This window comes from Floridaenema flaviceps BLCC-F50 (assembly GCF_041929275.2).
GTDB lineage: Bacteria > Cyanobacteriota > Cyanobacteriia > Cyanobacteriales > Aerosakkonemataceae > Floridanema > Floridanema flaviceps.
The window spans coordinates 3079656-3104087 of record NZ_JBHFNR020000001.1 but is presented as its reverse complement, the minus strand read 5'-3'; the positions used below and the strand labels follow the sequence as shown (position 1 = coordinate 3104087).

18 protein-coding genes and 1 pseudogene are annotated in these 24432 nt (G+C 39.8%); 9 read left to right on the top strand and 10 right to left on the bottom strand.

Annotation, left to right across the window (positions count from 1 at the left end):
• Window positions 1-4: 4 nt before the first annotated feature.
• The 4 genes from ACE1CI_RS14945 to ahcY form a co-directional block, all read right to left on the bottom strand.
• Window positions 5-2728 carry a pentapeptide repeat-containing protein gene (locus tag ACE1CI_RS14945; RefSeq protein ID WP_413261585.1) on the bottom strand — a complete coding sequence of 908 codons (2724 nt, stop codon included), beginning with the start codon at window positions 2726-2728 and terminating at the stop codon, window positions 5-7.
• Between the two features lie 23 nt (window positions 2729-2751).
• Window positions 2752-3366 carry a DedA family protein gene (locus ACE1CI_RS14940; protein WP_413261586.1) on the bottom strand — a complete coding sequence of 205 codons (615 nt, stop codon included), beginning with the start codon at window positions 3364-3366 and terminating at the stop codon, window positions 2752-2754.
• A 12-nt stretch (window positions 3367-3378) separates the two neighbouring features.
• Window positions 3379-3984: a DedA family protein gene (locus ACE1CI_RS14935; protein ID WP_413261587.1), complete on the bottom strand. Its 606-nt coding sequence runs from the start codon at window positions 3982-3984 to the stop codon at window positions 3379-3381.
• Window positions 3985-4072: 88 nt separating this feature from the next.
• Entirely contained in the window at window positions 4073-5344 is a 1272-nt protein-coding gene (gene ahcY, locus ACE1CI_RS14930; protein ID WP_413261588.1) for an adenosylhomocysteinase, read from the bottom strand.
• A gap of 195 nt (window positions 5345-5539) precedes the next feature.
• On the opposite strand from ahcY, the gene ACE1CI_RS14925 reads away from it, so the two are divergent.
• From ACE1CI_RS14925 to ACE1CI_RS14905, 5 genes and pseudogenes are all read left to right on the top strand, one after another.
• Window positions 5540-7306: a ShlB/FhaC/HecB family hemolysin secretion/activation protein gene (locus ACE1CI_RS14925; RefSeq protein ID WP_413261589.1), complete on the top strand. Its 1767-nt coding sequence runs from the start codon at window positions 5540-5542 to the stop codon at window positions 7304-7306.
• A gap of 330 nt (window positions 7307-7636) precedes the next feature.
• Window positions 7637-9061 (top strand): serine/threonine protein kinase, encoded by a 1425-nt coding sequence (locus tag ACE1CI_RS14920; RefSeq protein WP_413261590.1) that lies wholly within the window; start codon window positions 7637-7639, stop codon window positions 9059-9061.
• A 15-nt stretch (window positions 9062-9076) separates the two neighbouring features.
• Window positions 9077-9877 (top strand): annotated as a pseudogene (locus ACE1CI_RS14915) (serine/threonine protein kinase); the annotation flags it as partial.
• 213 nt (window positions 9878-10090) lie between these two features.
• On the top strand, window positions 10091-11455 hold the full coding sequence (locus ACE1CI_RS14910) for a serine/threonine protein kinase (protein ID WP_413261592.1): 1365 nt from the start codon (window positions 10091-10093) through the stop codon (window positions 11453-11455).
• A 640-nt stretch (window positions 11456-12095) separates the two neighbouring features.
• Window positions 12096-13106 (top strand): CHAP domain-containing protein, encoded by a 1011-nt coding sequence (locus tag ACE1CI_RS14905; RefSeq protein ID WP_496615486.1) that lies wholly within the window; start codon window positions 12096-12098, stop codon window positions 13104-13106.
• 79 nt (window positions 13107-13185) lie between these two features.
• Here ACE1CI_RS14905 and ACE1CI_RS14900 read toward each other — a convergent pair whose 3' ends face one another.
• Entirely contained in the window at window positions 13186-15384 is a 2199-nt protein-coding gene (locus ACE1CI_RS14900) for a recombinase family protein (protein WP_413261594.1), read from the bottom strand.
• A 108-nt stretch (window positions 15385-15492) separates the two neighbouring features.
• Here ACE1CI_RS14900 and ACE1CI_RS14895 point away from each other — a divergent pair, with 108 nt between their 5' ends.
• Together ACE1CI_RS14895 and ACE1CI_RS14890 are read left to right on the top strand one after the other, a co-directional pair.
• Complete coding sequence (locus ACE1CI_RS14895) at window positions 15493-16878, top strand: proton extrusion protein PcxA (protein ID WP_413261595.1); 1386 nt, start codon at window positions 15493-15495, stop codon at window positions 16876-16878.
• 99 nt (window positions 16879-16977) lie between these two features.
• Window positions 16978-17643 carry an esterase/lipase family protein gene (locus ACE1CI_RS14890; protein ID WP_413261596.1) on the top strand — a complete coding sequence of 222 codons (666 nt, stop codon included), beginning with the start codon at window positions 16978-16980 and terminating at the stop codon, window positions 17641-17643.
• Here ACE1CI_RS14890 and ACE1CI_RS14885 read toward each other — a convergent pair.
• Entirely contained in the window at window positions 17573-18004 is a 432-nt protein-coding gene (locus ACE1CI_RS14885) for a VOC family protein (RefSeq protein WP_413261597.1), read from the bottom strand. The genes ACE1CI_RS14890 and ACE1CI_RS14885 overlap by 71 nt on opposite strands.
• Window positions 18005-18035: 31 nt before the next feature.
• Here ACE1CI_RS14885 and ACE1CI_RS14880 point away from each other — a divergent pair, with 31 nt between their 5' ends.
• A complete protein-coding gene (locus ACE1CI_RS14880) occupies window positions 18036-18803 on the top strand; it encodes a TIGR00297 family protein (RefSeq protein WP_413261598.1) in 768 nt (255 codons plus the stop codon).
• 365 nt (window positions 18804-19168) lie between these two features.
• On the top strand, window positions 19169-20437 hold the full coding sequence (locus ACE1CI_RS14875; protein ID WP_413261599.1) for a pre-peptidase C-terminal domain-containing protein: 1269 nt from the start codon (window positions 19169-19171) through the stop codon (window positions 20435-20437).
• 76 nt (window positions 20438-20513) lie between these two features.
• Here ACE1CI_RS14875 and ACE1CI_RS14870 read toward each other — a convergent pair whose 3' ends face one another.
• From ACE1CI_RS14870 to ACE1CI_RS14855, 4 genes are all read right to left on the bottom strand, one after another.
• Window positions 20514-20681, bottom strand: coding sequence for a hypothetical protein (locus tag ACE1CI_RS14870; protein ID WP_413261600.1), 168 nt, complete (start codon window positions 20679-20681; stop codon window positions 20514-20516).
• Between the two features lie 139 nt (window positions 20682-20820).
• Window positions 20821-21444 (bottom strand): Uma2 family endonuclease, encoded by a 624-nt coding sequence (locus ACE1CI_RS14865; RefSeq protein ID WP_413261601.1) that lies wholly within the window; start codon window positions 21442-21444, stop codon window positions 20821-20823.
• Between the two features lie 18 nt (window positions 21445-21462).
• The gene (locus tag ACE1CI_RS14860; RefSeq protein WP_413261602.1) at window positions 21463-22338 is read right to left on the bottom strand and encodes an SDR family oxidoreductase; all 876 of its coding nucleotides are present in this window, start codon (window positions 22336-22338) and stop codon (window positions 21463-21465) included.
• 164 nt (window positions 22339-22502) lie between these two features.
• Window positions 22503-24425, bottom strand: coding sequence for an adenylate/guanylate cyclase domain-containing protein (locus ACE1CI_RS14855; protein ID WP_496615485.1), 1923 nt, complete (start codon window positions 24423-24425; stop codon window positions 22503-22505).
• Window positions 24426-24432: the final 7 nt, after the last annotated feature.

The window sequence follows — 24432 nt, the reverse complement described above, 5'->3', positions numbered from 1 at the left end:
CACTTTATCTAGGTAAACTCACATCCCCCAACTCAACCCCCGTAATATTCGCCCCGGTCAAATCTGCATTAGTCAAATCAGCAGCATTCAAATTTGCCCCTAACAAATTCGCACCAACTAACTTTGCATTTCGCAAATCTGCATCACTTAAATCGGAACGACTTAAGTCAGCGCCGCTTAAATTTGCATCCCTTAAAATTGCGCCCATTAATTTAGCTTTCCGCAAACTAGCGTTACCTAAATCAGCATTACTCAAATCAGCAATTACCAATTTTGCACCATCCAATTTGGCATTACTTAAATTAGCATTGTTCAACTTAGCACTAATTAAATTTGCACCTCGTAAATTAGCACCAGCTAACTGAATACCTCGCAAATCTGCATTTTGAAAGTTTCTCCCACCTGCGGCGTATCTTTTCAACAATTCTCCGGCATCGGTGACGCTGATTTCGCGTTTTGGGCGATGATTGAAGGTAAAGGTAAAAGTGTCGCCACTGGCAATTACTCGGCGCATTTCTTCATACATTTGATAGTTACCAACACCGCTTAATTTTACCCAAGCGCGAGTTCTGGTTAAAGCAATAAAAAGTTGATTTCTTAATCTAATATTACTTTCGTCTTTGGCAATATTGTCTAAACCAACTACATAAACCATGTCTGCTTCGTTACCTTTGGCGCGATGAATGCGGGAGACGGTAACGCCGCCTTCACACCAGAATTTATTGCGATCGCTATTCTCCCCCTCCCCCCTTAAAATGTTACAATCAGTTGTCCCCGGAATAAATATATCGATACCTTCGGACATTAAGAATTCAGCAACATGATTTTCTAATCGCATCGCCTCGAAAAACGAACCTAAAACTATGACCAAAATTTCTTTGCTGGGTTGGAGGCGATCGCCCTTCACAACCTCTACAATACTATCAGCTAAAGCCCTTAACTCCGCCTGTCGAGAATTATAAGTTTCAAACTCTAAAACTGGCTTTTCCCAAAGTTTTGTGATAATATTAGGAGAGTCTTCACTCAATCTTTTGAGAGTCACTTGTTGACCGCGAGTAAACCGACCCTGCACTTCATAACCTAACGCTTGCCAATCTTCCGTTCGGGTAATTCCTGATACCATTCCCCCACGACGTAGGAAACCCATACTCATCGCATGAGCAGCAGTTACAATAGGGTCAGGAGTACGATAACATCGGTGAATAATTTCCGTTTTTTTGATACCATCGGGATATTGACCTGTTACTAAATGCGCCAATTCGTCGCCAAACAACTCGCCTGCGGTGGGAATATTTAAACTGTCTAAACTTTGCGCTTCGTCATACGCCCAAATTAAGCGACGTTGTTCGGGATGGTGTTCATCAAAAGGTCGTAAAGCTTGATACGCCATCCAATAAAAAGGTTGTTTATCTTGAAATTTAAATTCATCATCCACCATCAAATCTTGACCTTCATCGATTAAAATAGCGTCAAATATTTGGGGAATTGAGTTTTTTTCTAACAGGAAACGACAAACTTCTGCTAAAGATTCATTTGGTTGTTTATTTTCGGTGTCAAAAACAGTTAATTTCGGGGCGTTTGCTGCTTCACAAATAATGCTGTAAAGTCCGGGTTGATTTTTTGCACCCCAAGCATGGAGTACGCGCAACTTTTCATTGTTTGGATTATACTGAACTTCGTTATGACTAAAGCGGCGTATCCATTTATCGATTTGGCTAATTATTTGTTCGTATAAACTGCGACTAAAAAACACTAAAACAATATCCCATTCGGGATATTTTAAGTGCATATTTGCCGCTTTTTGACATAATAAAACGGTTTTTCCTGAACCTGCTATTCCCCGAATTCTTTGCATTCCGGGGGGAATTTGTTTCCCAATATTTTCTTGTTGTAAGTCGAATTCTGATAAGTTTTGTTTTACTTTTTCTAAAATACTGGCGCGAAAACCTCTCCCCCCAACCCCCTCTCCGTAGACGGAGAGGGGGGGAAATGCACTTTTAATTTCCTTCTCTTTGTTCAAAGAAAGGCGAGGAAATACTCCTCTATCTTCCCCCTCTCCGTTCACGGAGAGGGGGACTGAGGGGGTGAGGTTATTCCGGCGGAAAACTGGGTTTCCTCCTAATACTGATAACAGTAATTTCCACTGTTCAAGGTTCAGTTTTCTCCCCTTAATTATGGGGGAAGTTTGGCGAATCTTATCTAAAAATGTGGGGTTTTCGGTTTCTAAAAACAGATTTTCTTGGAAGAGGATAGGCGGCGAACTGGGGAGTTTAGCGAAACCTTTGTTTTGCCATTGCTGCTGGGAAATGAAGGGTAAGGCTACTATAACTCTACCACTGACTTGGCTGCGGAGGTTGGGTTCGCGATCGCAATATCCCAACAACCCAAACAGTTGATTTTCTGCTTGTTCGTAGGGGTTGCTACTACTAGTATAAAAGTTGCGTAACTCCCAACGATGACCATTAATAGCAACTATTTGGTCAATTGTTATTGATTTTACCTCAATCACAATTAGACCAAGTTCCATATCAGCAATTAAAATATCCGGTTCTTTGCGAACTTTCCTCACCGCACAAAAAATGGGATAGCGCCAATAAGCTATACATTCCCTTTCAGAAAATACGCTTTTGACAGCTTCCCAAACTTTGCGTTCACCCTTTTGACCACTTTTTCCTAGTGGTTCTGTGGCGATAAATTTATGGTTATTATTTAGAAGATTACCTCCCATCTCCTAGTTAATAATTGAATTGTTTAAGCTTTATCATCTTGTTTCGTTCGATTTTCTTGAATTACATGAAGGATTGATGGAATCAAAGACACAACAATGATTACCAAGATAACTGGGATTAGATACTTATCGACATCAGGAATTACTTGTCCTAAGTAGTATCCCATTAAAGTTACACCGAAAGTCCAGCCAAAGCCGCCAATCACATTATAAGCAACGAATGTTTTGTAACGCATAGCGGCGATACCTGCAACAATCGGCGCAAAGGTGCGAATGATTGGCAGAAATCTTGCCAAAACTATGGTCTTTTTTCCATGCTTTTCATAGAAGTCTTGGGTTTTATTCAAATGCTTTTTCTTAAATAACCAAGAATCTTCTTTTTGAAATAAGCGACGACCAAATCTATAGCCAGTAGCATAACCAACTGTATCACCTAACACCGCACAGACAAACGCACCAAATATTAACACGCGAATGTCAAAAAAATTAGGTTGGGAAGCTATAAACCCAGCTGTAAATAATAGACTGTCTCCAGGTAAGAAAAAGCCTATAAACAATCCCGACTCAGCAAAAATAATTGCCCATACTCCGAAGTAACCGATGTGTTTGATCAGTTCTTGCAAATGTGCGCTATCCATCTTTAATCCCAATTATGTTTGATTTCTCGTTCTTTTTCTTACAATCCAAATAATCAAAGCAACTACTAGAATCGCAGCGACAATTTTGGAAACAGGCGCTAGATATTCATCTACTAATTCGTAATGTTCCCCTAATTTATAGCCAGCGAAGGTCAGTAAACTTACCCAAATAGTCGTGCCGATCGTAGAATAAATCAAAAAAGGTATCAAGTTCATATTGCTGATACCTGCTGGCAAAGATATCAAAGTACGAACTCCAGGTACTAAACGACCAAAAAAAACGGCCTTTTCGCCGTGTCTGTGAAACCATTGGTCTGCTTTTTCGATATCTTTTCTACTAATTGAAATCCACTTGCCGTATCGATCAGCTGCCCGTTTGATGTTCTCTTCACCAACGAGTTTACCTACATAATACCAAGGCAAAGCACCCAACATTGTTCCCAAGACTCCGGCGAAAATGGCGGGGAAAAATTCCATTTGTTTTTGGGAAATTGTGAACCCTGCCAAAGGCATAATTAATTCCGAAGGGATGGGGGGAAAGAGATTTTCTAAAAACATCAATAAGCCAATTCCCACATAATTGAGGGAAGTCATAATTTGCAGTATCCACTCTTTCATAGCTTTTGGTGTTGGGTAGTTAGTGATTATTGTAGTACGTTGTTGCGCTTTAGCGCTAAATTAGCGCTGAAGCGCAACAACGTACATATTATGTTCCTGATGTCCAGGAGTTCATGTATTCGATTTGGTCGGATGTTAAGCTGTCAATGCTAATTCCCATTGCTTGTAATTTTAGACGAGCAATTTCTTTGTCTAATTCTACAGGAACGGAATGGATACCAGCTTCTAATTGACCTTTGTTTTTCGCTAAATATTCGCAAGCTAATGCTTGGTTAGCAAAACTCATATCCATTACGGCGCTTGGGTGTCCTTCAGCAGCAGCTAAATTTACTAAACGACCTTCACCAATTACTACTACTGACTTACCATTGTTTAAATGATATTCTTCAGTAAAGTTCCGTACTGTGCGAACTTCGGTGGATTTTGCAGCTAATGCTTTCAGGTCAATTTCAATGTCAAAGTGACCGGAATTACAAACAATTGCGCCATCTTTCATCACATCAAAATGTTCGCTACGGATGACGTGCTTGTTGCCAGTAACGGTGATGAAAATGTCGCCTAAAGGTGCAGCTTCCGCCATTGGCAGGACGCGGAAACCATCCATTACTGCTTCGATCGCTTTTGTAGGATCGATTTCAGTCACAATTACATTAGCACCCATGCCTCTGGCGCGGAGGGCGCTACCTTTACCACACCAACCATATCCGGCGATAACAATCGTTTTTCCGGCTAATAAAATGTTAGTGGCGCGAATGATGCCATCTAGGGTAGATTGTCCGGTACCGTAGCGGTTATCAAAAAAGTGTTTCGTGTCTGCGTCGTTGACGTTAATGGCGGGGAAACTTAACACGCCATCGCGGAACATCGCACGCAAACGCACAATTCCTGTGGTAGTTTCTTCGGTAGTACCGATGATTTCGGCAAGTTGATTTTGACGTTCTTTGACTAAGGTAGCTACTACGTCGCAACCATCATCAATGATAATATTCGGACGGTGGTCTAAAGCAATGTGGACGTGACGAGTATAGGTTTCTGCGTCTTCTCCTTTGATAGCAAAGACGGGGATGCCATATTCTGCAACTAAACAAGCTGCTACGTCATCTTGGGTGGAAAGGGGGTTACTGGCAATTAGCAAGGAGTCTGCGCCAGCTGCTTTGAGTGCAATGGCGAGATTTGCAGTCTCGGTGGTAACGTGGCAGCAAGCGACTAAGCGAATCCCAGCTAGTGGTGTTTCTTTGCCAAATCTTTCCCTGATTTGCTTTAATACTGGCATTTCCCGTCCCGCCCATTCAATGCGTTGTTTGCCAAGGGGGGCGAGGGAAAGGTCTTTGACTTCGTGCTTGATTTGAGTTGCAACCATAAATTTGATTTCTTCTTACCTAGAACTTTCTAGCATAGTATCTTTCCCTTGTCGCTAACTCAGTGATGTTATTTAGTTAATGTGGAAAATTTTTACACAAAATTCATGAAAGCTGTTGGTGGATGATAAACTCTTAGGACGAAATTAAGCTTGCGATCGATGGCTAGATTGTCCGTTACTTAATCCCTGAGTTTTATGACGTTGCCTAAGTTAGTCACCATTCCGGTTTCTGCTGCGTTGCTGAATTTGATATGTTTTGCCAGCAACACTAGTCCATTATTTGCTCAACAGATTAATCCTAATCAACCTCTTCCCACTCTTCCTTTACCGCCAACTACGCCGCCGCCTCCTTTACCTCCGCCGACTCCTTTACCGCCGCCGTCGGAGTTACTTACGCCGCCCGGTAGTGCGCCTGCGCCCAGTGTTCCTGAACCTTTACCTAGTGATATTCCTGGGGAAATAGATGTGAAAGGGTACGACGTTGAAGGGAGTACGGTTTTTAGCAAGGAAGAGTTTGATAAAGTTTTGAAACCTTTTGTGGGGAAGATTTCTTTTGCTCAGTTGTTGCAGGCGCGATCGGCTGTAACTCAACTTTATGTTAGCAAAGGTTATATTACTTCGGGTGCGTTTATTCCGCCGCAAACTCTCACGGGTGGGATAGTGAAAATTCAAGTGGTGGAGGGTTCGGTTGAGGAGATTCGGGTTAGTGGTACTGGGAGGTTAAATCCTAATTATGTGCGATCGCGTCTCCGATTGGGTGCGAAAACTCCTTTAAATGTTAATCGTTTATTGCAATCTTTGCAATTACTCCAACTCAATCCTTTAATTAGAAATATCTCGGCGGAACTTTCGGCGGGTACTCGTCCGGGTTTAAGTATTTTAGAAGTAACGGTGACACCAGAAAGAACTTTTAGCGCTTCCATTAGTTTAGATAATAATAGTCCTCCCAGTGTGGGTGTGTTTCGCCGCCAACTTAATATTAATCAAGCTAATTTAACAGGGAATGGCGATACTTTTTCGGTTAACTACGCCAATACTAATGGTAGTAACCAACTTGAAACTAATTACATTTTTCCGGTCAATGCTCGTAATGGTACGATTCGTTTGGGTTTTGATTGGATTAAAAGCCGCATTATTGAAGAACCTTTTGATACGGTTGATATTGGGGCGGTATCTTACGATTATGAATTGTCGTTTCGTCAACCGCTAATTCTCACACCAAGTCAAGAATTAGCCCTTGGTTTAACTCTGAATCGTCGCGAAAGTAATACTACTCTTTTGGGTGAACCTTATCCACTTTCTCCTGGTGCAAATGAGGAGGGAGAAACACGCCTTTCTGTGATTAGGTTTTTCCAAGAATGGACGCAGCGTGAAAGTCGATCGGTGTTTGCGGCTCGTTCTCAGTTTAGCTTAGGTGTGGGAGCTTTTGATGCTTCCATTCGCCAAAGTGCTCCTGATGGTAGATTCTTTTCTTGGCGCGGACAAGCACAATGGTTACGTCTTTTAGGCGGAAATGCTTCTGATACGTCTGGTTCTCCTATTTTATTAATTAGAGCAGATATGCAGTTAGCCGATCGCCCACTCGTAACTTTAGAACAGTTTGCTATCGGTGGTGCGGAAAGTGTGCGGGGTTATCGTCAAGATCTATTTCTTACGGATAATGGCATTTTAGGTTCTGTGGAAGTTAGAATACCAGTTTATCGGTTGCGCGATCGTCCTGGTGTTTTCCAAGTTATTCCTTTTGTTGATGTGGGAAGAGTTTGGAATAATGGCGATCGAGAAAATCCTGACCCTAGTACTATAGCTTCCGTTGGTGTAGGTTTACAATGGCAAATGGGCGAAAGATTACGTTTCCGTTTTGATTATGGTTTACCTTTAGTTAGGACAGGGTTGCGAGAAAGAACTCTGCAAGAACAAGGTTTTTATTTCTCGTTTCAATATAATCCCTTTGCTAGAGATTAGGAATTTTCATAAGTTCGTTGTAAGGACTAAAGTCCTAGTTCGTTGTAAGGACTTTAGTCCTAGTTCGTTGTAAGGACTTTAGTCCTAGTTCGTTGTTGGACTTTAGTCCTAGTTCGTTGTAAGGACTTTAGTCCTAGTTCGTTGTAAGGACTTTAGTCCTAGTTCGTTGTAAGGACTTTAGTCCTAGTTCGTTGTAAGGACTTTAGTCCTAGTTCGTTGTAAGGACTTTAGTCCTAGTCTTCGATAAGCAGAGCACTAAAGTGCTCACAACGAACCTGATTTTCGCATTTGCAGGTAAATTAGTAAAGAATAGGTCTGCAAGGAGTGGTGATGCTGCAAGCAGGGAAGTTGCTAGAGGGAAGATACGAACTGCAAGAATGTTTAGCGCAGAATGCGGGAAGACAAACTTGGATTGCTATAGATCAAAGTGCGTCGCCGGAGGAAAAAGTAATCGTTAAATTCTTGGCTTTTAGCCCGGAAATGCAATGGGAAGATTTTAAACTTTTTGAACGGGAAGCGCAAGTCTTAAAAAATCTTTCTCATCCCCGTATTCCCAAATATCGGGATTATTTTTCTATAGATAAACAGGCTGGTTCTGGTTTATACTGGTTTGCTTTGGTGCAAGATTATATTCCGGGAAAGTCGCTGCAAAATTTGTTGGATTCTGGGAGGCATTTTACCGAAAAAGAAGTGCGATCGCTAGCTGCTCAACTCTTAAAAATTCTCTGTTATTTGCACGAACTTTCGCCGCCTGTGTTGCATCGCGATATTAAACCGAGTAATTTAATTTTAGGGGAAGATCGCAAAATATATTTAGTAGATTTTGGTGCGGTTCAAGAACAAGGTGCGATGGAAGGTGTGACTTTTACTGTTGTGGGTACGGCGGGTTATGCGCCTTTAGAACAATTTTGGGGACGTGCAGTTCCAGCTTCCGATCTTTACTCGTTCGGTGCAACTTTAATTCATATTTTAACAGGTGTTATGCCTGCTGATTTACCCCAAAAGAATTTAAAGATTCAATTTCGCGATCGCATTAGTATTAATCCTAACTTTGTTTATTGGATTGAAGCACTCACCGCACCAGATTTAAGTCAACGTTATCAAACTGCACAAGCAGCTTTAACTGATTTAAAAGCTAATCGTTATCTAAACGCACCGCTACAGAAAATTTCGCTATTTCCTGAGAGTAAAGTTCAACTTTGGCAATCTCCTACTCAGTTAAAAGTGGAAATTGCGGGACGAGGATTTTGGATTTTTCTCGATGCGATCGCCTTATTTTTAAAATTAATTTTAGCCGGCTCGTCTTTTTTCAGCCTTTTAGTTGTCTTTCTGTTATTGGGTAGCTCGCTGGCTGTAATTTTAAGTGCTATTCTTATCAATTATTTAAACTTTTCTTTAGCCTTTGTACTAGTGACTATGCTATTTTTTACATTTATGATTATGGAAAAATTTAGCTCATCTTTGAGCAAAGAATTATTTAAATTACTATCTCACTTTCGGTTTCGTAAAATAAGAGTATCAGATTACTGCATCTTTGGCGATCGCAAAAAGTTTGTATTAGAACAGAAATTATGGGGTTGGACTTATTGGCGACATCACTTAGAAACTGCTCAAGTTAAGCAAGTAAAACTCATAAAATATCAGGGAATAATTCTGGAAACTAACTTTTTTAAATACGGTTTTGGTCAAGAGTTGAATGAAACAGAACGTCAGTGGTTAAGTCAACAAATGCAAGACTGGATTGAGCAAATCTAAACAGAGGAAAAGCTAATGCTAGATACTCAAGTAATTTTAAGCGATCGCTATCAACTAAAAAAGCAATTAGGCAAAAATGCCGGACGACAAACTTGGTTAGCAGAAGACATTTTATCCGAATCAAAACAGTTAGTAATTGTCAAATTATTAGCTGTTAGTCCCCAAATAGATTGGCAAGAAATACAACTTTTTGAAAGAGAAGCTCAAGTCCTAGCTAATCTAAATCATCCAAAAATTCCCCAATACCTTGATTATTTTTCTATTGATGAACAAACAAATACCGGGTTACTTTGGTTTGGCTTAGTGCAGAATTATATTCCGGGTACTTCCTTACAAGAAATGCTCAACCAAAGAAGAAAATTTTATCCCCCAGAAGTACGTTCTTTTGCGATCCAAATCTTAGAAATTTTAATTTACTTACATGAATTAAGTCCGCCAGTATTGCACCGAGATATTAAACCTAGTAACTTAATTTTAGGAAAAGACCGCCAAATTTATTTAGTAGATTTTGGTGCAGTTCAAGACAAAGCAAAAGCCGAAGGAGTTACCTTTACTGTAGTTGGTACCAATGGTTATGTTCCCCCGGAACAATTATGGGGAAAAGCAGTTCCCGCCTCAGATTTGTATGCGCTGGGAGCAACTTTAATTCATTTATTAACAGGTATTCCTCCAACCGATCTGACACAACAAATGCGAATTGAATTTGCTGATAAAATCCTCTTAAGTCCCGGCTTTAACAGTTGGTTAGAAAAACTGACAGCCTCAGCAGCAGAAAAGCGCTTCAATTCCGCTAGAGAAGCATTAAAAGCTTTACAAGAACCTGTTTTAGTCAGGAGAGATTTTTCAATAGATAAGTATAATAATTTTAATAAACCAGTCAATTATGGTCGATTAGTATTATTATCTTTGAGCGGTTTTGCTTTAAGCTTTTTCGTGGTTTTTGGCATTGTTTATACTTTTGTCAATAGTATAGATACACCCGGACAACCACAAGATAGAATTGAGTAATTGCCAAAGGGAATGGGAAATATGCTGCAAGTAGAACAAGTTTTGCAAGGACGTTACCAGCTAAAAGAAAAGTTAGGTCAAAATGCTGGAAGACAAACCTGGTTAGCAGAAGACTTAAAAAATAAGCCTTCCGAAAAAGTGATTGTGAAACTCCTAGCTTTTGGCGGCGATATTCAATGGGATGACTTAAAGTTGTTTGAACGAGAAGCGCAAATTCTCAAACATTTAAAACATCCCCAAATTCCCCAATATCGAGATTATTTTTCCGTTGACGATCGCGTATTGTGGTTTGGTTTAGTGCAAGAATACATTCCTGGCGCATCTTTAAAAGATTTGTTGAAAATGGGAAAGAAATTCTCCGAAAAAGAAGTGCGCCAAATTGCTGAGTCATTATTAAATATTTTAACTTATTTACATGAATTAAATCCCCCAGTTTTCCACCGAGATATTAAACCTAGTAATGTAATTTTAGGGGAAAACAAACAGATATATTTAGTAGATTTCGGTGCAGTTCAAGACAAAGCAGCCACTGAAGGAGCAACTTTTACTGTTGTAGGAACTTATGGTTATGCACCGCTAGAACAATTTGGCGGAAGAACAGTTCCCGCTTCTGATTTATATGCACTGGGAGCAACTTTAATTCATTTATTAACAGGAACTTCTCCCGCAGATTTACCACAAAGAGATTTACGGATTCATTTTAGCGATCGTACTAACGCTAACCTCAAATTTATCCAATGGATTGAAAAACTCACAGAACCATCGGTAGAAAAACGTTTTTCTAAAGCCGAAGAAGCTTTGAAAGCATTAAAAAATAATCGTGCGTATAGTCTCCCAGTCAAAAAAGTTACTCAGCCTCAAGATAATAGAATTAAAATTAATCGTTCTCAACATACTTTATTTATTAAACTACCTAACCGTAAACTAGGTTTAGGAGAAGCAGTAGGAACTGTAATCATCATATTATTGTTGGCTCAATTTAGTTTTGCTAGTATGGTGCTAATTCTCCAAGCAATGCTCGATGCTTCTGTTTTTTCTTTCAGCTTATACAGTATGTTATTGTCACTTTGGCTTTTGTTAGGCTATGGCTTTTTACTCAATAAATTTGGCTATCAAACAATCACTTTAAAAGGTCAAAGTTTTTTAATAGAAAAATGGCTATTTAATCACTGTAATAATCAGAAAAAAGGTTATATTTCCGATATTCAAGATGTTTTTCAAAGCGTCCAAATTAGTCATAACTATTCTTTTCAAGCTAATGGTAAAGAAGAAGAAATGGTGACTATTCAAACGATCGATAAAAGGTATTCTTTTGGTTTGGGGTTGAGTGCGATCGAATGTCTCTGGTTAGCACAAGAAATTAAAGATTGGCTAAGTTCGAGGTAGATAGAGAAACTGAATAAAGGATTGATTAAGCATTTAAATGTTTTTTCAAGCAACAAACTAAACTCACTTCTCTTAGGGCTTTTTTCTAAGGAAGTTTTTCTTTTGTATGACCATTGCATAATAAATTCGCTCATAGATAATTTTACGAATAATGGATTAGTAAGGCGAAATCATTTTTCTATTACCAAATTTATGCTTAAGAGAAGACACTTAGGGATTAAATTACGTAAGTAGAGTTACTTATGTTTTTTGGCTATCTATTATTTTTAAAGCTTTTAAGAGGAGATTTTAAGAGAACTTCACAAAACTCAGAAATAAATTTCAGTGGAAGCCACGATTGATAAATTTTTTTTATTAATTATATTAAATTGTGTTAGGAAAGCTAATTTCTTCATCAACTAGGAGATTTGAGAATTTGATGAACGTCTAAAACTAGGTGTGAACGCATTACTACTGTTTAGATAAATTAGACAATAACGCGATCGCGCTTACCAGGATTTGATTAATCTCATACAGTTTAATCTCAAGTTTCGTTCACTATGAAATCCACACTAAGTAAGTGAAAAATGGGTGAAGTGAAGCGCATAACTTTGCATTTGATTTACCAGACAAATCCCACACAGTAAGGAAGGAAAAACCTATGCCAAATCCATCTGATTTCGGAATTAACCTTAATTCCATTAACTATCAAGCCGCAGGCAATAAAATTGTTGCTGGAAACAACGATTCGACTTTTTGGTGTACTGAATTTGCTTATGGTCGTGCCATTGAAAAAGGGTTATTTCAAAATAATCAAGGCTTCGGCGCAAAATATTTTGGTAATGCAGGTCAGTGGGATGATAATTTAGGATGGACTAAGCAAGTAAAAGCTAACAGTTTTGTTGTTTGGGACCCCTTGCAAGCGGGAGCAGGTTCCGTCGGTCATGTAGGTTTTGTTGAAAAAGTTAACTCAGACGGTTCATTTGTTATTTCGGAAGCAAACTGGAGCAAACCAGGTTTCAACTCCCGCACAATTTCTCTTGGTACGACTGCTTTTAATACTGCGAAATTTGTAACAATCCCATCATCAACAGGAGGTACTCCTCCTAGTACTCCCACAGCAGGCAATGACAACATTATGGGAGGTGCGGGTAACGACAATATTAACGCTTTAGGTGGAAATGACACGATAAGTGGAGCAGGCGGAAGTGACACCCTAAGAGGCGACAGTGGCAATGACATTGTTTATGGCAATGACGGTAATGATTTATTATATGGCGGTACTGGAAATGATACTGTGATTGGCGGTGCAGGTAACGATGTTTTAGATGGTTTTTACTATAGTGGCTTAAGCGGAAATGGGGAAGTTGATTATTTACGCGGTGATGGAGGTGCAGATACTTTCGTCATTGGTGATTATTACGGAAAAGGCTACTTAGGTAACAGTTGGGCTGTCATTCAAGACTTTTCAAGTTCGCAGGGTGATAAGATCAAAGTCCAAGGAAGTCTCAGTCAATATCAGTTGCGATCTGGTAGTCTGTATGGCTATTCCAGTAACGATACAGCTATTGTTTTGAGTAGTAATACTAGTGAAGTTGTGGCTGTGGTTTTGGGTGTTTCGACATCTAATGGCAGTATTCAACTCTCAACAAGAGATTTCATAACCACATAAACCTTTCAGTTTTAGTAATTAAAAGCTTACTCTCCCAAAATGCGATCGCTCTTTTTATTTGTAAAGTGCGATCGCATTCTTACCTAAATTCATTTGATTGTACGGCTAGCACAGGAACCGCTGCATTTATTAATGTTACCAAAGGGCCATTTTGTTCTTGTCCATTCACAGCTAAATCACTATGACACAAGTAAAGTTGCTCCCCTGTACGACTGAGCAAATCTATTAAAATTCGTCGTAATCTTGACTCACCTTCTCTATTTTCATCTTCCGTTGTCCAAGGTTGACCAAAGCGATTTTGCAAAAATAATTGTGCGCCAAATAAGTTTGCTGCACCTCCACTTAACCACAGTGGCGAACCTGCATCTAACCAAAATTGCCACTTATGAAATCTCCGGCTAGAACGGTATTGGAAAATATTAGCTAAAGTGACCGCTTGCTTAGTAATTCCAAATAGTCTTATTGGGTAAGGATTAGCAGTAATTGTCCCACTTCTGAGCAATTGAATAAAGCGACCAATGGTAGTATTTGGTAAGGTATTACTAGTTTCAATTTTTCGCATTCTGGCATCAACTTCCCAGTATTGTTGAGCAGTTTCAATTAATTCTCGCAATGCTGATAATTGGTCGTAGGGAAGATAGCTACCATGCCAAAGAAAGCGTTGAATTGCTCTGTCTAAAATGTAAACTGGATTAGGAATAAGATGCTGTTCTTGTTGCGATCGCTGTTCTGACAACCACTGCACAATTTCTAAGTAAGCTTGAGTCGCACGATACCCCAATCTATCCCAACGCGCAAAGGTTTTTACAGGTAATAATTCAGGTAATTCTAGGTCTGGTTTATAACAATAATCAGCTAGTAAACCTGCACGCACAGGATCGATCCAATGTTCAATTTTAGATGGCGAATTAGGTTCTCCGCTATGTACTTGCCTAGCACTTAAAACAATTAACATTTCCGCGATCGCATTTCGATCTACCAACCTCCCTAAACCCGGATAAACTAAAGCTAATAAAGTTAGTAAAGCGCGGATAATTGGCGAACTAGCTAAAGCACGTTGATCGTTTAAAGATTCAACTTCAACACCTTTACTAGAAAGAATTTCGATTAAAGTATAACGTGCGATCGCATCCAAACCAGGTGCAATTACCGCCACTTCTTGCGGTTTAACTTTTCCCGAATTAACTGCATCAATAATTACTTCCGCTGTTTGGCGTAATAATTGCGATCGCGAAGTTGTTTGAATCGACTTGATTTCTGACGGCAAATTAAACATCAACATCGGATCGCTGACAGCTTCTACTAATGTCATTCCCCAAGTATCTGCTAAAGATTCTACAGGTCGATTAGTTAACCTTTCCACTCGACAACGGGAAGCTAAATTTGCTATATAATCAGGGTCAGCACCTAAACCTAATCTAACTCTTCCTTCAGGATTAAAAGTAAACGCGCCAATAGCACCATTACTTAACAAAAACTCAAAAAGATCGCCTGCGATCGCTGGATAATCATCTACATCATCCGCTAAAATTAACCGATAACGTCGCTTTAAATGCTGCTGATAAGTTTGATTAGGTAATAAATATCGCCAATATAACTCTGCAATAATTCCGTAAGTTAATAAACCTTTTTGCCAACACCAGTCTCGCCAACGCAGTAGCATTTCTTGGGGAATTGCCACTGTATTAATTGCGTCAGAATCGTCATTTTCTTCCTCATTGGGAAAACCTTGTTCTAAAATTTGCGGTAGGTCTTCGATCGGTGTACCGCTTAAACCTGCTAATAGCAACAAGTCCAAAGCACGCCGCACCAAACGATATTCATTCACCCCCATTTTTACCGCAATTCCCTGGTCTAATTCCGGTCGCCATAGCCCAGTCGCAAACTCTTGTTCCGCCTCTGGACGTAGACGCAAGGGAAATTGTGCAGGCAAGTTCAACTGTTGAATTAATAGAGGCCAAAATAAAATTATTTCATTTTCAAAAAAAGCTAAAGGTGTGGTAGTTTGTACTGCTAAATTAGGTTTGGCGATAGCGATGCGATCGGTCAATTCAATGCGATTATCTCCATTAGCCGCAAACACTAAAACTGCTGGGACACCTTGCTTGGCAATTAAACGACGTTTCCTTAAAGAAACTCTTCCACCCGCCAAAGTATCTCCCGCGCCTACATTCGCTAAATCAAAACCTAACTCTGACCAATGGCAAAACTGCTCTATCAAACGTGCTGTTTTTCCACTACGGCTAGAGCCAGAAATCCAAAGAGATTCAGAAAACACCGTTTCTCCTCCGTCGAATCTGTTATCATACCACATACATTGAAAAAACTTAATCTATAAAAACACCTCTACTACAACTAAAAGACAAATTTTACAACCCTCTGTGTCATGATTAACAGCATTTTTACTTCAATTCAAGGGTTAGTACGATCGGTGAGAGATTGGTACTTTGACACCCCAGAAAGAGCCTTAGAACAAGCATACAATGCCGCTTTACAAATTAAAGCCATTGAAGACGAATATTTTGAAGGCAAGAAAATTTCCGCCAATCAAACTGACTACAGCGATAGTGTTAAAGCCTATTTTCTGTCAGAATTAAGACAAAATTTAACTATTGCCTCTAATCGTCTGCGAGAATTTAAAGCTAGTAATTCTTTCCTCAATTTAATTACCAGTCAAAAAATCGCTAAATCGCAAGTAAACTCATCAGATGGTAATGGTAAAGCTTACCAAAGAATCTCCAACTCGGAGCAGGTCACAGTAACATTAGAAAAACTGAAATTTATTGACCAAGTAATATCTAAGTACAGACCACAACCCAGAATTAATGCTCAAAATTCATCTACCTCTTTGATACCAGTTCCCAAAAATAATAACAAACTGGAACGTACTGAAGCTATAGCTGCTGAGGGTTTAAACAATGAAAAGCAGCTGTTTGCTGTCCCTGAAGATGAGCCTAATAGATTTGAAACCGTTGTTGATAAAACTGGAGTATTACCCAGGTCAATTTTTTCAACTTTAAATAAAATTCAAAGGGAATTAGACCCGGAATCAGAACAGGAAGTTATTAAAAAATACCGGAGTTCTAAAGCTAAAACAGCGATTTCTCTAAGATTCATTTTAACTTTAATTATTGTACCTTTGTTAAGTTTTCAACTGTTTAAATTGGCAGTTGCAGGCCCAATAGTTGACAGCTTAATTGAGAAAAACAAAATTAGTATATTCATCAATGAAGACTTAGAACGAGAAGCCCTTGAAGAGTTGAAAAAATTTGAGGAGCGGCTGAGATTTGATTATTTAATTTCAGGAACACCCAAACTTGAACCAGAAAAAATCGAAGAAAAGCTGCAAGAAAGAGCAAATGAAATAGCCGAAGAATCCCGACGTTCCAGTGCTAATGCAGTGAAAAATGTGTTTTCTGACTTAGCAGCATTAGGTATGTTTGTCGTCATTATTATGTTTAGTCGTCGAGAAATTGCAATTTTGAAATCTTTTATGGATGAAGTTGTCTATGGACTTAGCGATAGTGCCAAAGCTTTCATTATTATTCTATTAACTGACATCTTCGTTGGTTTTCATTCCCCTCATGGTTGGGAAGTGTTGTTAGAAAATGTCGCCCGCCATTTAGGATTACCAGAAAATCGTGATTTTATCTTTTTGTTTATTGCTACTTTCCCAGTAATTTTAGATACGGTGTTTAAGTATTGGATCTTCAGATATTTAAACCGTATATCTCCTTCGGCAGTAGCAACTTACAGAAATATGAATGAATAGTTTAGGGGACTAGGGTAGGGGCAATTCATGAATTGCCCCTACCCTAGTCGCCAGTCCCCAGTCCCCTAAACTAAAATTAAATAATGCTTGGAAAACAATATGAACATTACCACTAAACCTAACCCCGTACTCTTAGTTCACGGCATGAACGATACTGCCTCAGTTTTCTCTAAAATGGCTCCCCAATTAGCGAGAAAAGGTTGGACAGTCCATGATATAGATTTAACTCCCAACAACTGCGCTCAACCTTTAGACTACTTAGCTAAACAAATTGCTAATTACGTAGAAAAAACTTTTCCCCCCGAACAATCCATCGATATTGTTGGGTTTAGTATGGGAGGAATTGTCAGCCGTTACTATATTCAAAGGCTAGGGGGAATCGATCGCGTACAGCGCTTTATCACCGTTTCCTCACCCCATCATGGCACCGTTTTAGCATATTTGGTCGCTCGTCCCGGCAGCATTCAAATGCGACCAGATAGCCCATTTTTAGCCGACTTAAATCGTGATTTTTCCATGTTGGAACGCATTAATTTTACTTCCATCTGGACACCTTATGATTTAATGATTGTGCCTGCCACTAGTTCGCGAATGCTAGTAGGTAAAGATGTGCAAGTTCCAGTTCCCTTTCATGCCTGGATGATTACCGATCCTAAAGGAATTGCCGCAGTAGCAGAAGCCCTTGCGGAACCACTCAGACAGCATCACCCACTTGAGCAAACTCCGCCTCCCCAAAAATTGCCGAAAATTGACAGTAATATTTAAATTCCAAAAAGTTGTAAAACGGATCTTCTAAAAAGAAAGTACGATGTTCGGTGGGTAAACCCGCAAATCTCCGTTTTGGTTGTTGATGAAAACCCAGCTGCTTTTGTTGTGCCCTGGCTAACAAATTTTCCCAGTCTGCTTCTTGGGTGAAAATTAAACCAAAATGTCTGGGATAAATCCCTTTTTGCGGGGTAAGCAATTCTTTGGTAACATGAGCAACGATCTGATGCCCGTAAAGATTCAAAATTAAAGAATTTGCCGCTTCTCGACCAACTTCGCACCCTAAACCATCAACGTAAAACTCTTTCGTTTGGGTAATGTTAGTGACAGGAAAGGCAAGATGAAATAATACTTGGTTCATAAGCTACTGTTTCACCGGAGGCTGGTGTTCAATGTTTAATTCTATTAATTCTCTAAATCCCTGGTTAATTGCAGTGGGATTAAACACAGTTTTATTATCGATCGCTTGGGTAATCCCCAAAAAACTACTTACTCCCGCTGGTTTATTTCACGCTTGGGTACTAGGTGTACTGATTTGGGGAACTCTCGGCTGGCAAGGTTACGTAGTCGTTATGTTTTACTTCCTCGCAGGATCGGCTGTCACCCGCATCGGTATGGCCCAAAAAGAAGCCGAAGGCATAGCCGAAAAGCGTTCTGGTGCCAGAGGGCCAGAAAATGTTTGGGGCTCAGCGGCTACAGCTGCCCTTTGTGCTTTAGGCGTAGCTGCCATTAGTGCCAATCTCCTCCCCCCCAGTTTACAGCCTTTACTTTTACTTGGTTATGTCGCCAGTTTTAGCACCAAACTTTCCGATACCTGCGCCAGTGAAGTCGGCAAAGCATACGGCAAACGCACTTTTTTGATTACCACTTTACAACCTGTCGCCAGGGGAACTGAAGGTGCAGTCAGTTTAGAGGGAACTTTAGCCGGAGTCATCGGTTCAGTGGCGATCGCCCTCCTAGCTTGGGGTGTCGGTTTAATTAATTTACTAGGTGTCGGTTTATGCCTCATCGCCGCCTTTGTCGCCACTAACTTAGAAAGCGTCATTGGTGCCACTCTCCAAACAAAAGTTAGCTGGTTAACTAACGAAGTAGTTAATGCTATCAATACTTTTGTGGGCGCGATCGTCGCCATCCTGTTAGCTTTAATCCTGACGCACTGACCACTATTCCAGGCTTTTAGTAAATCTTGGTAACTTTCTGGAATAGTACGATCGGTGTTTGTAGAGATAGGTGTGCAAAAGCAAAAGCAAAAGCACACCTTGGTTAGGTAAATCTATGGAGAACCGATCGCATACTGACTTTGTTAAAAAATTCTGTATTCCTTTTAACTAAATCGCCAAAAAGCCTTCAATGATATATAGTTATGTAAGGATACTTAGTGTACAAAACATAGTTTGAGCCATCGCATCTTCCATTTATCACCAACATGAAAAATGGCAGGCTTTTATTACATAGCCATTGCCAAATGCTTTGTGTTTTTTCTCACAAATATAGTGCTTACCCTTCATTTTAGGAGGAAAAAATCATGGCTGTCAATCTTTTTGACGCTAAAACTTACGCTTCTCTGAATCCTGATTTAGCAGCAGCAGGTTTAACTAGCCCGGAACAACTAGAAAACCACTTCCGCACCATTGGAATTAACGAAGGAAGAGTCCCTTCAGCTTTTGTTAATCTCAAATACTATGCCCAAAGCAATCCCGATTTAGGACGGGCGGGGTTAACCACTAACGCGCAGTTATTCAGCCATTTGGAAAACTTTGGTGCTAATGAAGGACGGCGTTCTTCAGTGGTGTTCAGCCCCTACTTTTACAAGACAGTTAATACTGATTTGGCTGCTGTTGGGTTCAATAACGAGCAATTGTATCAACACTTTAAAGAATATGGTGTGAGCGAAGGAAGAATTTCCTCAGAATTTTTCAACCCAAATTACTATTTAGCGACTTATAGCGATTTGAGAGCAGCTTTTGGAAATAATTATCAAGCCGCACTGCAACACTTCTTGAATAATGGGATTCGGGAAGGACGAGTAGGTTCTCCAGCTGTTTCTCCTGACACCGATCCGAGTAACGTTTCTAATACTGCTTACGATGTAGGAGTTTTAATTGCTAAAGGAACTTTCGTCAATTTTGTGGGAACTAGCGATCGCGATGACTATTACGGCTTCCGTGTAGTCGATCCAATTAATCTTAACTTGAATCTTTCTGGATTGAGTGATAATGCTACTTTAAAACTCTTTGCAGATACTAATGATAACGGTCGAGTTGATTCAGGTGAAGAAATAGCTAGTGTTACTGGTAATGCTTCCACTCCCGCAGTCATTAACAAGACCTTGGGTGCTGGTTATTATCATATTGATGTGTTAACTGAAAGCCCTGCAAGTAACACCCTGTACACTTTGGCAATGACTCCTTCTACCATTCCCTCTACCAACACCACAGATCCCGGAAGTACTCAAGCTAGTGCTTTCAGTCTAGGTATTCTGAGCGGTAGTCGCACGGTAAGTGATTTTGTCGGCAGTACCGATCGCCTCGATTTCTACCGCTTCGTCTTAAATGGTAACCAGAATCTCAACCTTTCACTCAACGGTACAACCGATCCAGCGTATGCCATCCTTTACCGAGATACTAACAACAATGGTCAGTTTGATAGTACAGAAACTTTGGGTGTTGTGACTTCTTCTAACAATAGCCTGGGTACTTTGACACAAAACTTGGAGGCAGGTTCTTACTTTGTCCAAGTATTTACCAACACCACTACAGCTAACACCAGCTATAACATGACTGTAGCTGTATAATCAATTTTCCCTCAATCATAATTGTCTGAAAAACCTGGGGAAGGAACAGAGCTTGATTAAATAGCCAAAATCCTGTTCATTCCTCATCAAACTTATCTATCTTGGAGAAGTTTTTATCGACAGGCAGCGTATCTATCCAGTCAGACACTACTTGGGTAATCGTCTTGTCTTGAGATGCGGCGTACTGCCTTAAGCGATTATGCCTTCTTTGAGAGAGGCGAATCGACAATCTTTCACTTTTCATGGGTGGTTATTGGCTATCCTTTATGCTATAATGATATCAGGAGTGCGATTCGTTCCCAGGTTCAACCTGGAAACGAGGACAAAGGAGGTTCTACCTCCTTTGAGTGCAAGATCTGAATAATACGATCGCTTGCATCAGCTTACCTGCTCATAGCAAAAATCTGTTCGGCTGTGAGAGTTAAGTTGGGAAACAAGCGAGACTCTATTCGATCGTCCCCTCGAAAAATCTTACCTGGCAGATATTCACCATTCTCCAATTGATAAATCGTAATTGTTGGCTGTTTCGGCGAACCGATAAAACGAATTCCGCCGTAAGCAGCGTAGTCCACAATTATGTATTCTGAAACTCCCAGATCCTCGTATTCAGCGAGTTTGGTGAGATAGTCATCTTTCCAATTTGTGCTAACTACCTCAATGACTCCTGGCGGTGGAACGTAAGCAGCAGCAGAGCTAGAATTACCTTTCATGCGCTGCCACTCTTCTTTGGCAAAAATTACAATATCTGCTTTACGGCTTTTTTCTTTCTCGTCTGGGTTAGTTTTGAGCCGAACTTGTTTAGACTGTCTAGAAACATAAGGAAGATTCGCCTCTAAGCAGTGAGCTTCGAGGTAAGCACAAAGTCGCTCTATCAAATCCTCATGATTTGCATTTGGTTCGGATAATGGCACAGGAACCCCATCAAGTAACTCAAAGTCTCTGCCTGAACCGTCATCCCAGGCGAGAAATTCCTCAAAGGTCAATGGTTTTGTAGATGTTGCATACATGGCAGTACTTCCAACTATTCACACTCCCAAATAGCGGCGCAAAAACATTTCCAAAGTTTCTAACTTGAAGTTAAAAGTTGACTCCAAGTTGGCAATTTCATCACTGGTACAAAAGAATTCATTTCCCAGTAATACTCGCAGAGTTCCTAAAGAATCTTTGGTAAAAGGACTAACTAAACCGATCGCACTTCGCACCCCATCAAATAAAAACAAAGGTACATTAACCACAAAAGGTTCTTGGTTAAAAATCTTGCCAAAAATTTGCGGGATTTCGCCTCTTTCTAAAATTTGCGGCCCACCAACGGGAAAGATTTGGTTTTTTGCTGCTGGTACATTCACCGATTCCACAGCAATCCGAGCTAAATCATCAGTGCTGACAATTGAAGAACGATTTTTCGGGTCTCCAACTAACAAATAAATCCCCGTATCCCGGAATCTTTCTGCTAATTGTAAAACATTAGAAGCAAATCCTGAAGGACGCAAAATAGTGTAATTTAATCCACTAGATTGTAAGTATTTTTCTACTTCTCGTTTAGCTTTAAAAGTCGGCGCATCTTCGTATCCTCGATCGGCACCCAGCACAGAGATAAAGACAAAATGTTCGACTCCGATCGCTTTTGCTTGGTCAATTAATTCGATATTAGCTCGGTAATCAACTGCTGAAGGATTGCCCTCTCCACCATGAGCGCTGATAATATATTTAACTGAATCGCAAGCTTTGTGAATATCTTTGTCTTGCCGTAAATCACCGATAAATATTTCGCTACCTCGGTATTCTAATTCCCCATAACGTGAGGTAAGACGAACAAATGAACGTACTGGCTGTATGCGATCGCATAATAAGCGCACTATCCGGCGACCTAAATCTCCAGTGGCTCCAGTAACTAGAAACATAATGGTACTTCCTTTTGCGAGCAATTGAGCGATCGTCTATGTTGAACTAAGTTATCTTGATCTTAAAATAGCAAACATCTCATCTATGGTCGATCGCTTACCTCAAATGTCGGATGAATGCCCCCGTTACACCGCTCTTTAACGGGGGATGAAATCCGAGAGTGTCAAAAGTTAGCACCTTTGCCAATTAACCAGTAAGTTTGCATTTCTCCCTTGCCTTTTACTGTAATTATGTCTCTTTTTTCAAAAATAAATTCCTCTTTGAGTTTTTCATAAATGCTGCTGCTAACATGAATTTTTCCGGGAGTTCCAGTGGATTCCATCCGGGATGCTACATTAACTGTATCACCCCATAAATCATAAACAAATTTTTTCGTACCAATCACGCCAGCAACTACGGGACCGCAATGAATACCGACGCGAATTTGAAATGAATTTTCCGAATAATTCTGTAACTCTTGCATTTTAAGTTGCATTTCTAAAGCCATTTCTGCAACTAATTGAACATGATTTTCTTGGGGAATTGGTAGCCCACCAACCACCATGTAAGCATCCCCGATCGTCTTAATTTTTTCTAAATTATACTTTTCTGTCAGTCGATCAAATAGGGAAAACATCTGATTGAGTAACTCCACTAACTCAATGGGAGATATTTGGGAAGAAACTTGAGTAAAACCGACAATATCTGAGAATAAAATAGTCGCTTCTTCAAAATATTCAGCAATACTACTTTGGTTGGTTTTCAATTTTTCTGCAATGCTTTTAGGTAAAATATTTAATAATAACTTCTCGGATCTTTCTTTTTCTAAAAATAGTTCTTGAGTCCGAGCTTCAACTTTTTCTTCTAAGTTGCGAGCATAATCTTCTAATTGACGGTAAGAAAGCATTAGATTTTGCCACAAAACTTGACCAATACTGACGACGGCAGCAGCAACCACAGCTAAAAGTGGAGTAAAGACAGGAACTAGCCAACCTAATAAAAAAGCGATGTAGGAACTGCTAACAATAATTACTCCTGCTAATAATATTCCTCCTAAACTTAGCCAACGATTGCGGATATAAAATGAACCTAATGTAGCGCTGTATCCAGACCAAAGAAAGATGATTAACCAATTAATTGGTTTGACTGTTGCCCGCAACATTGGACGATTTTCTAAACCCGCACTGAGGATTTGACTAGTAATATTGGCGTGAATAAATACTCCAGGCATTAAATCAACAGTATTAAATTTATTACTACTGTAGGGAGTTAAAAAAGCATCATGGAGACTGGGTGCTTTTGGGCCTAAGAAGACGATGCGATCGCGCATAAGATCGGGAGGAATACGATTTTCTAACACATCGGTCATCGAAATAGTGGGAAAAATATTCATTCCCCCCCGATAATTCAACAGAATTTGATATCCTCCTAACTCAGATTCGTTGTATTCCCCATCATTACCAGAAAGCGGAGAAAAGGTAGCTTTTCCTAAACCATAAATATGTTGTTTTGGATTAATTGCTTTGAGTTTAATTCCTTCTTTCTTTAAATAATTTAATGCTAATTTTACCCCTAATCCCTGCCTTAAAGTACCATTTTTACCTAAGAGAACAATACCGCGCCGGATTTTCCCATCAGGATCTAAAACTAAGTCAATTGTAGCAACTTGACCAAGTTTTTCTAGGCTTGGTGGAGGTGCGATAGACTGACCTGCAATTTTTTCCACACCGATCAAGTTTGGGGTACTTTCAAAGATTTCCACCAGTTCTTGATGTCCTGGTTCTACAGGGATGTCTCGAATAATGTCGATCGCGATCGCTCTTGGTTGTTGTGCTTTAATATTGCGTAATATTTGCGCCATGACCGCATCTGACATCGGCCATTTTTTCACGTATTTGATATCTGGCTCATCAATTGTAACAATAACAATCCGGTTATCTATAGCTTCTTGCGGACGCAGACGAAAAAATTGATCTAACGTCGCCCATTCTACAATCCGAAAAAATCCCAATTGACTTCCGGTAGCTATTAATCCGGTGATACAGCTAGTAATAACCAGATTAGCTGGAGGTAAATACTTATTGATTTTGGTGAATCTTTTGAGCATAAAAATA

Excerpts from the sequence above, each read along its gene's own strand:
- ACE1CI_RS14870 (WP_413261600.1), bottom strand. The coding sequence starts at position 20,681 with ATGAAAAGTGAAAGATTGTCGATTCGCCTCTCTCAAAGAAGGCATAAT.
- ACE1CI_RS14865 (WP_413261601.1), bottom strand. The coding sequence starts at position 21,444 with ATGTATGCAACATCTACAAAACCATTGACCTTTGAGGAATTTCTCGCC.
- ACE1CI_RS14880 (WP_413261598.1), top strand. The coding sequence starts at position 18,036 with ATGTTTAATTCTATTAATTCTCTAAATCCCTGGTTAATTGCAGTGGGA.
- ACE1CI_RS14920 (WP_413261590.1), top strand. The coding sequence starts at position 7,637 with ATGCTGCAAGCAGGGAAGTTGCTAGAGGGAAGATACGAACTGCAAGAA.
- ACE1CI_RS14855 (WP_496615485.1), bottom strand. The coding sequence starts at position 24,425 with ATGCTCAAAAGATTCACCAAAATCAATAAGTATTTACCTCCAGCTAAT.
- ACE1CI_RS14885 (WP_413261597.1), bottom strand. The coding sequence starts at position 18,004 with ATGAACCAAGTATTATTTCATCTTGCCTTTCCTGTCACTAACATTACC.
- ACE1CI_RS14945 (WP_413261585.1), bottom strand. The coding sequence starts at position 2,728 with ATGGGAGGTAATCTTCTAAATAATAACCATAAATTTATCGCCACAGAA.
- ACE1CI_RS14925 (WP_413261589.1), top strand. The coding sequence starts at position 5,540 with ATGACGTTGCCTAAGTTAGTCACCATTCCGGTTTCTGCTGCGTTGCTG.
- ACE1CI_RS14905 (WP_496615486.1), top strand. The coding sequence starts at position 12,096 with ATGCCAAATCCATCTGATTTCGGAATTAACCTTAATTCCATTAACTAT.
- ACE1CI_RS14860 (WP_413261602.1), bottom strand. The coding sequence starts at position 22,338 with ATGTTTCTAGTTACTGGAGCCACTGGAGATTTAGGTCGCCGGATAGTG.
- ACE1CI_RS14875 (WP_413261599.1), top strand. The coding sequence starts at position 19,169 with ATGGCTGTCAATCTTTTTGACGCTAAAACTTACGCTTCTCTGAATCCT.
- ACE1CI_RS14895 (WP_413261595.1), top strand. The coding sequence starts at position 15,493 with ATGATTAACAGCATTTTTACTTCAATTCAAGGGTTAGTACGATCGGTG.
- ACE1CI_RS14935 (WP_413261587.1), bottom strand. The coding sequence starts at position 3,984 with ATGAAAGAGTGGATACTGCAAATTATGACTTCCCTCAATTATGTGGGA.
- ACE1CI_RS14940 (WP_413261586.1), bottom strand. The coding sequence starts at position 3,366 with ATGGATAGCGCACATTTGCAAGAACTGATCAAACACATCGGTTACTTC.
- ahcY (WP_413261588.1), bottom strand. The coding sequence starts at position 5,344 with ATGGTTGCAACTCAAATCAAGCACGAAGTCAAAGACCTTTCCCTCGCC.
- ACE1CI_RS14890 (WP_413261596.1), top strand. The coding sequence starts at position 16,978 with ATGAACATTACCACTAAACCTAACCCCGTACTCTTAGTTCACGGCATG.
- ACE1CI_RS14910 (WP_413261592.1), top strand. The coding sequence starts at position 10,091 with ATGCTGCAAGTAGAACAAGTTTTGCAAGGACGTTACCAGCTAAAAGAA.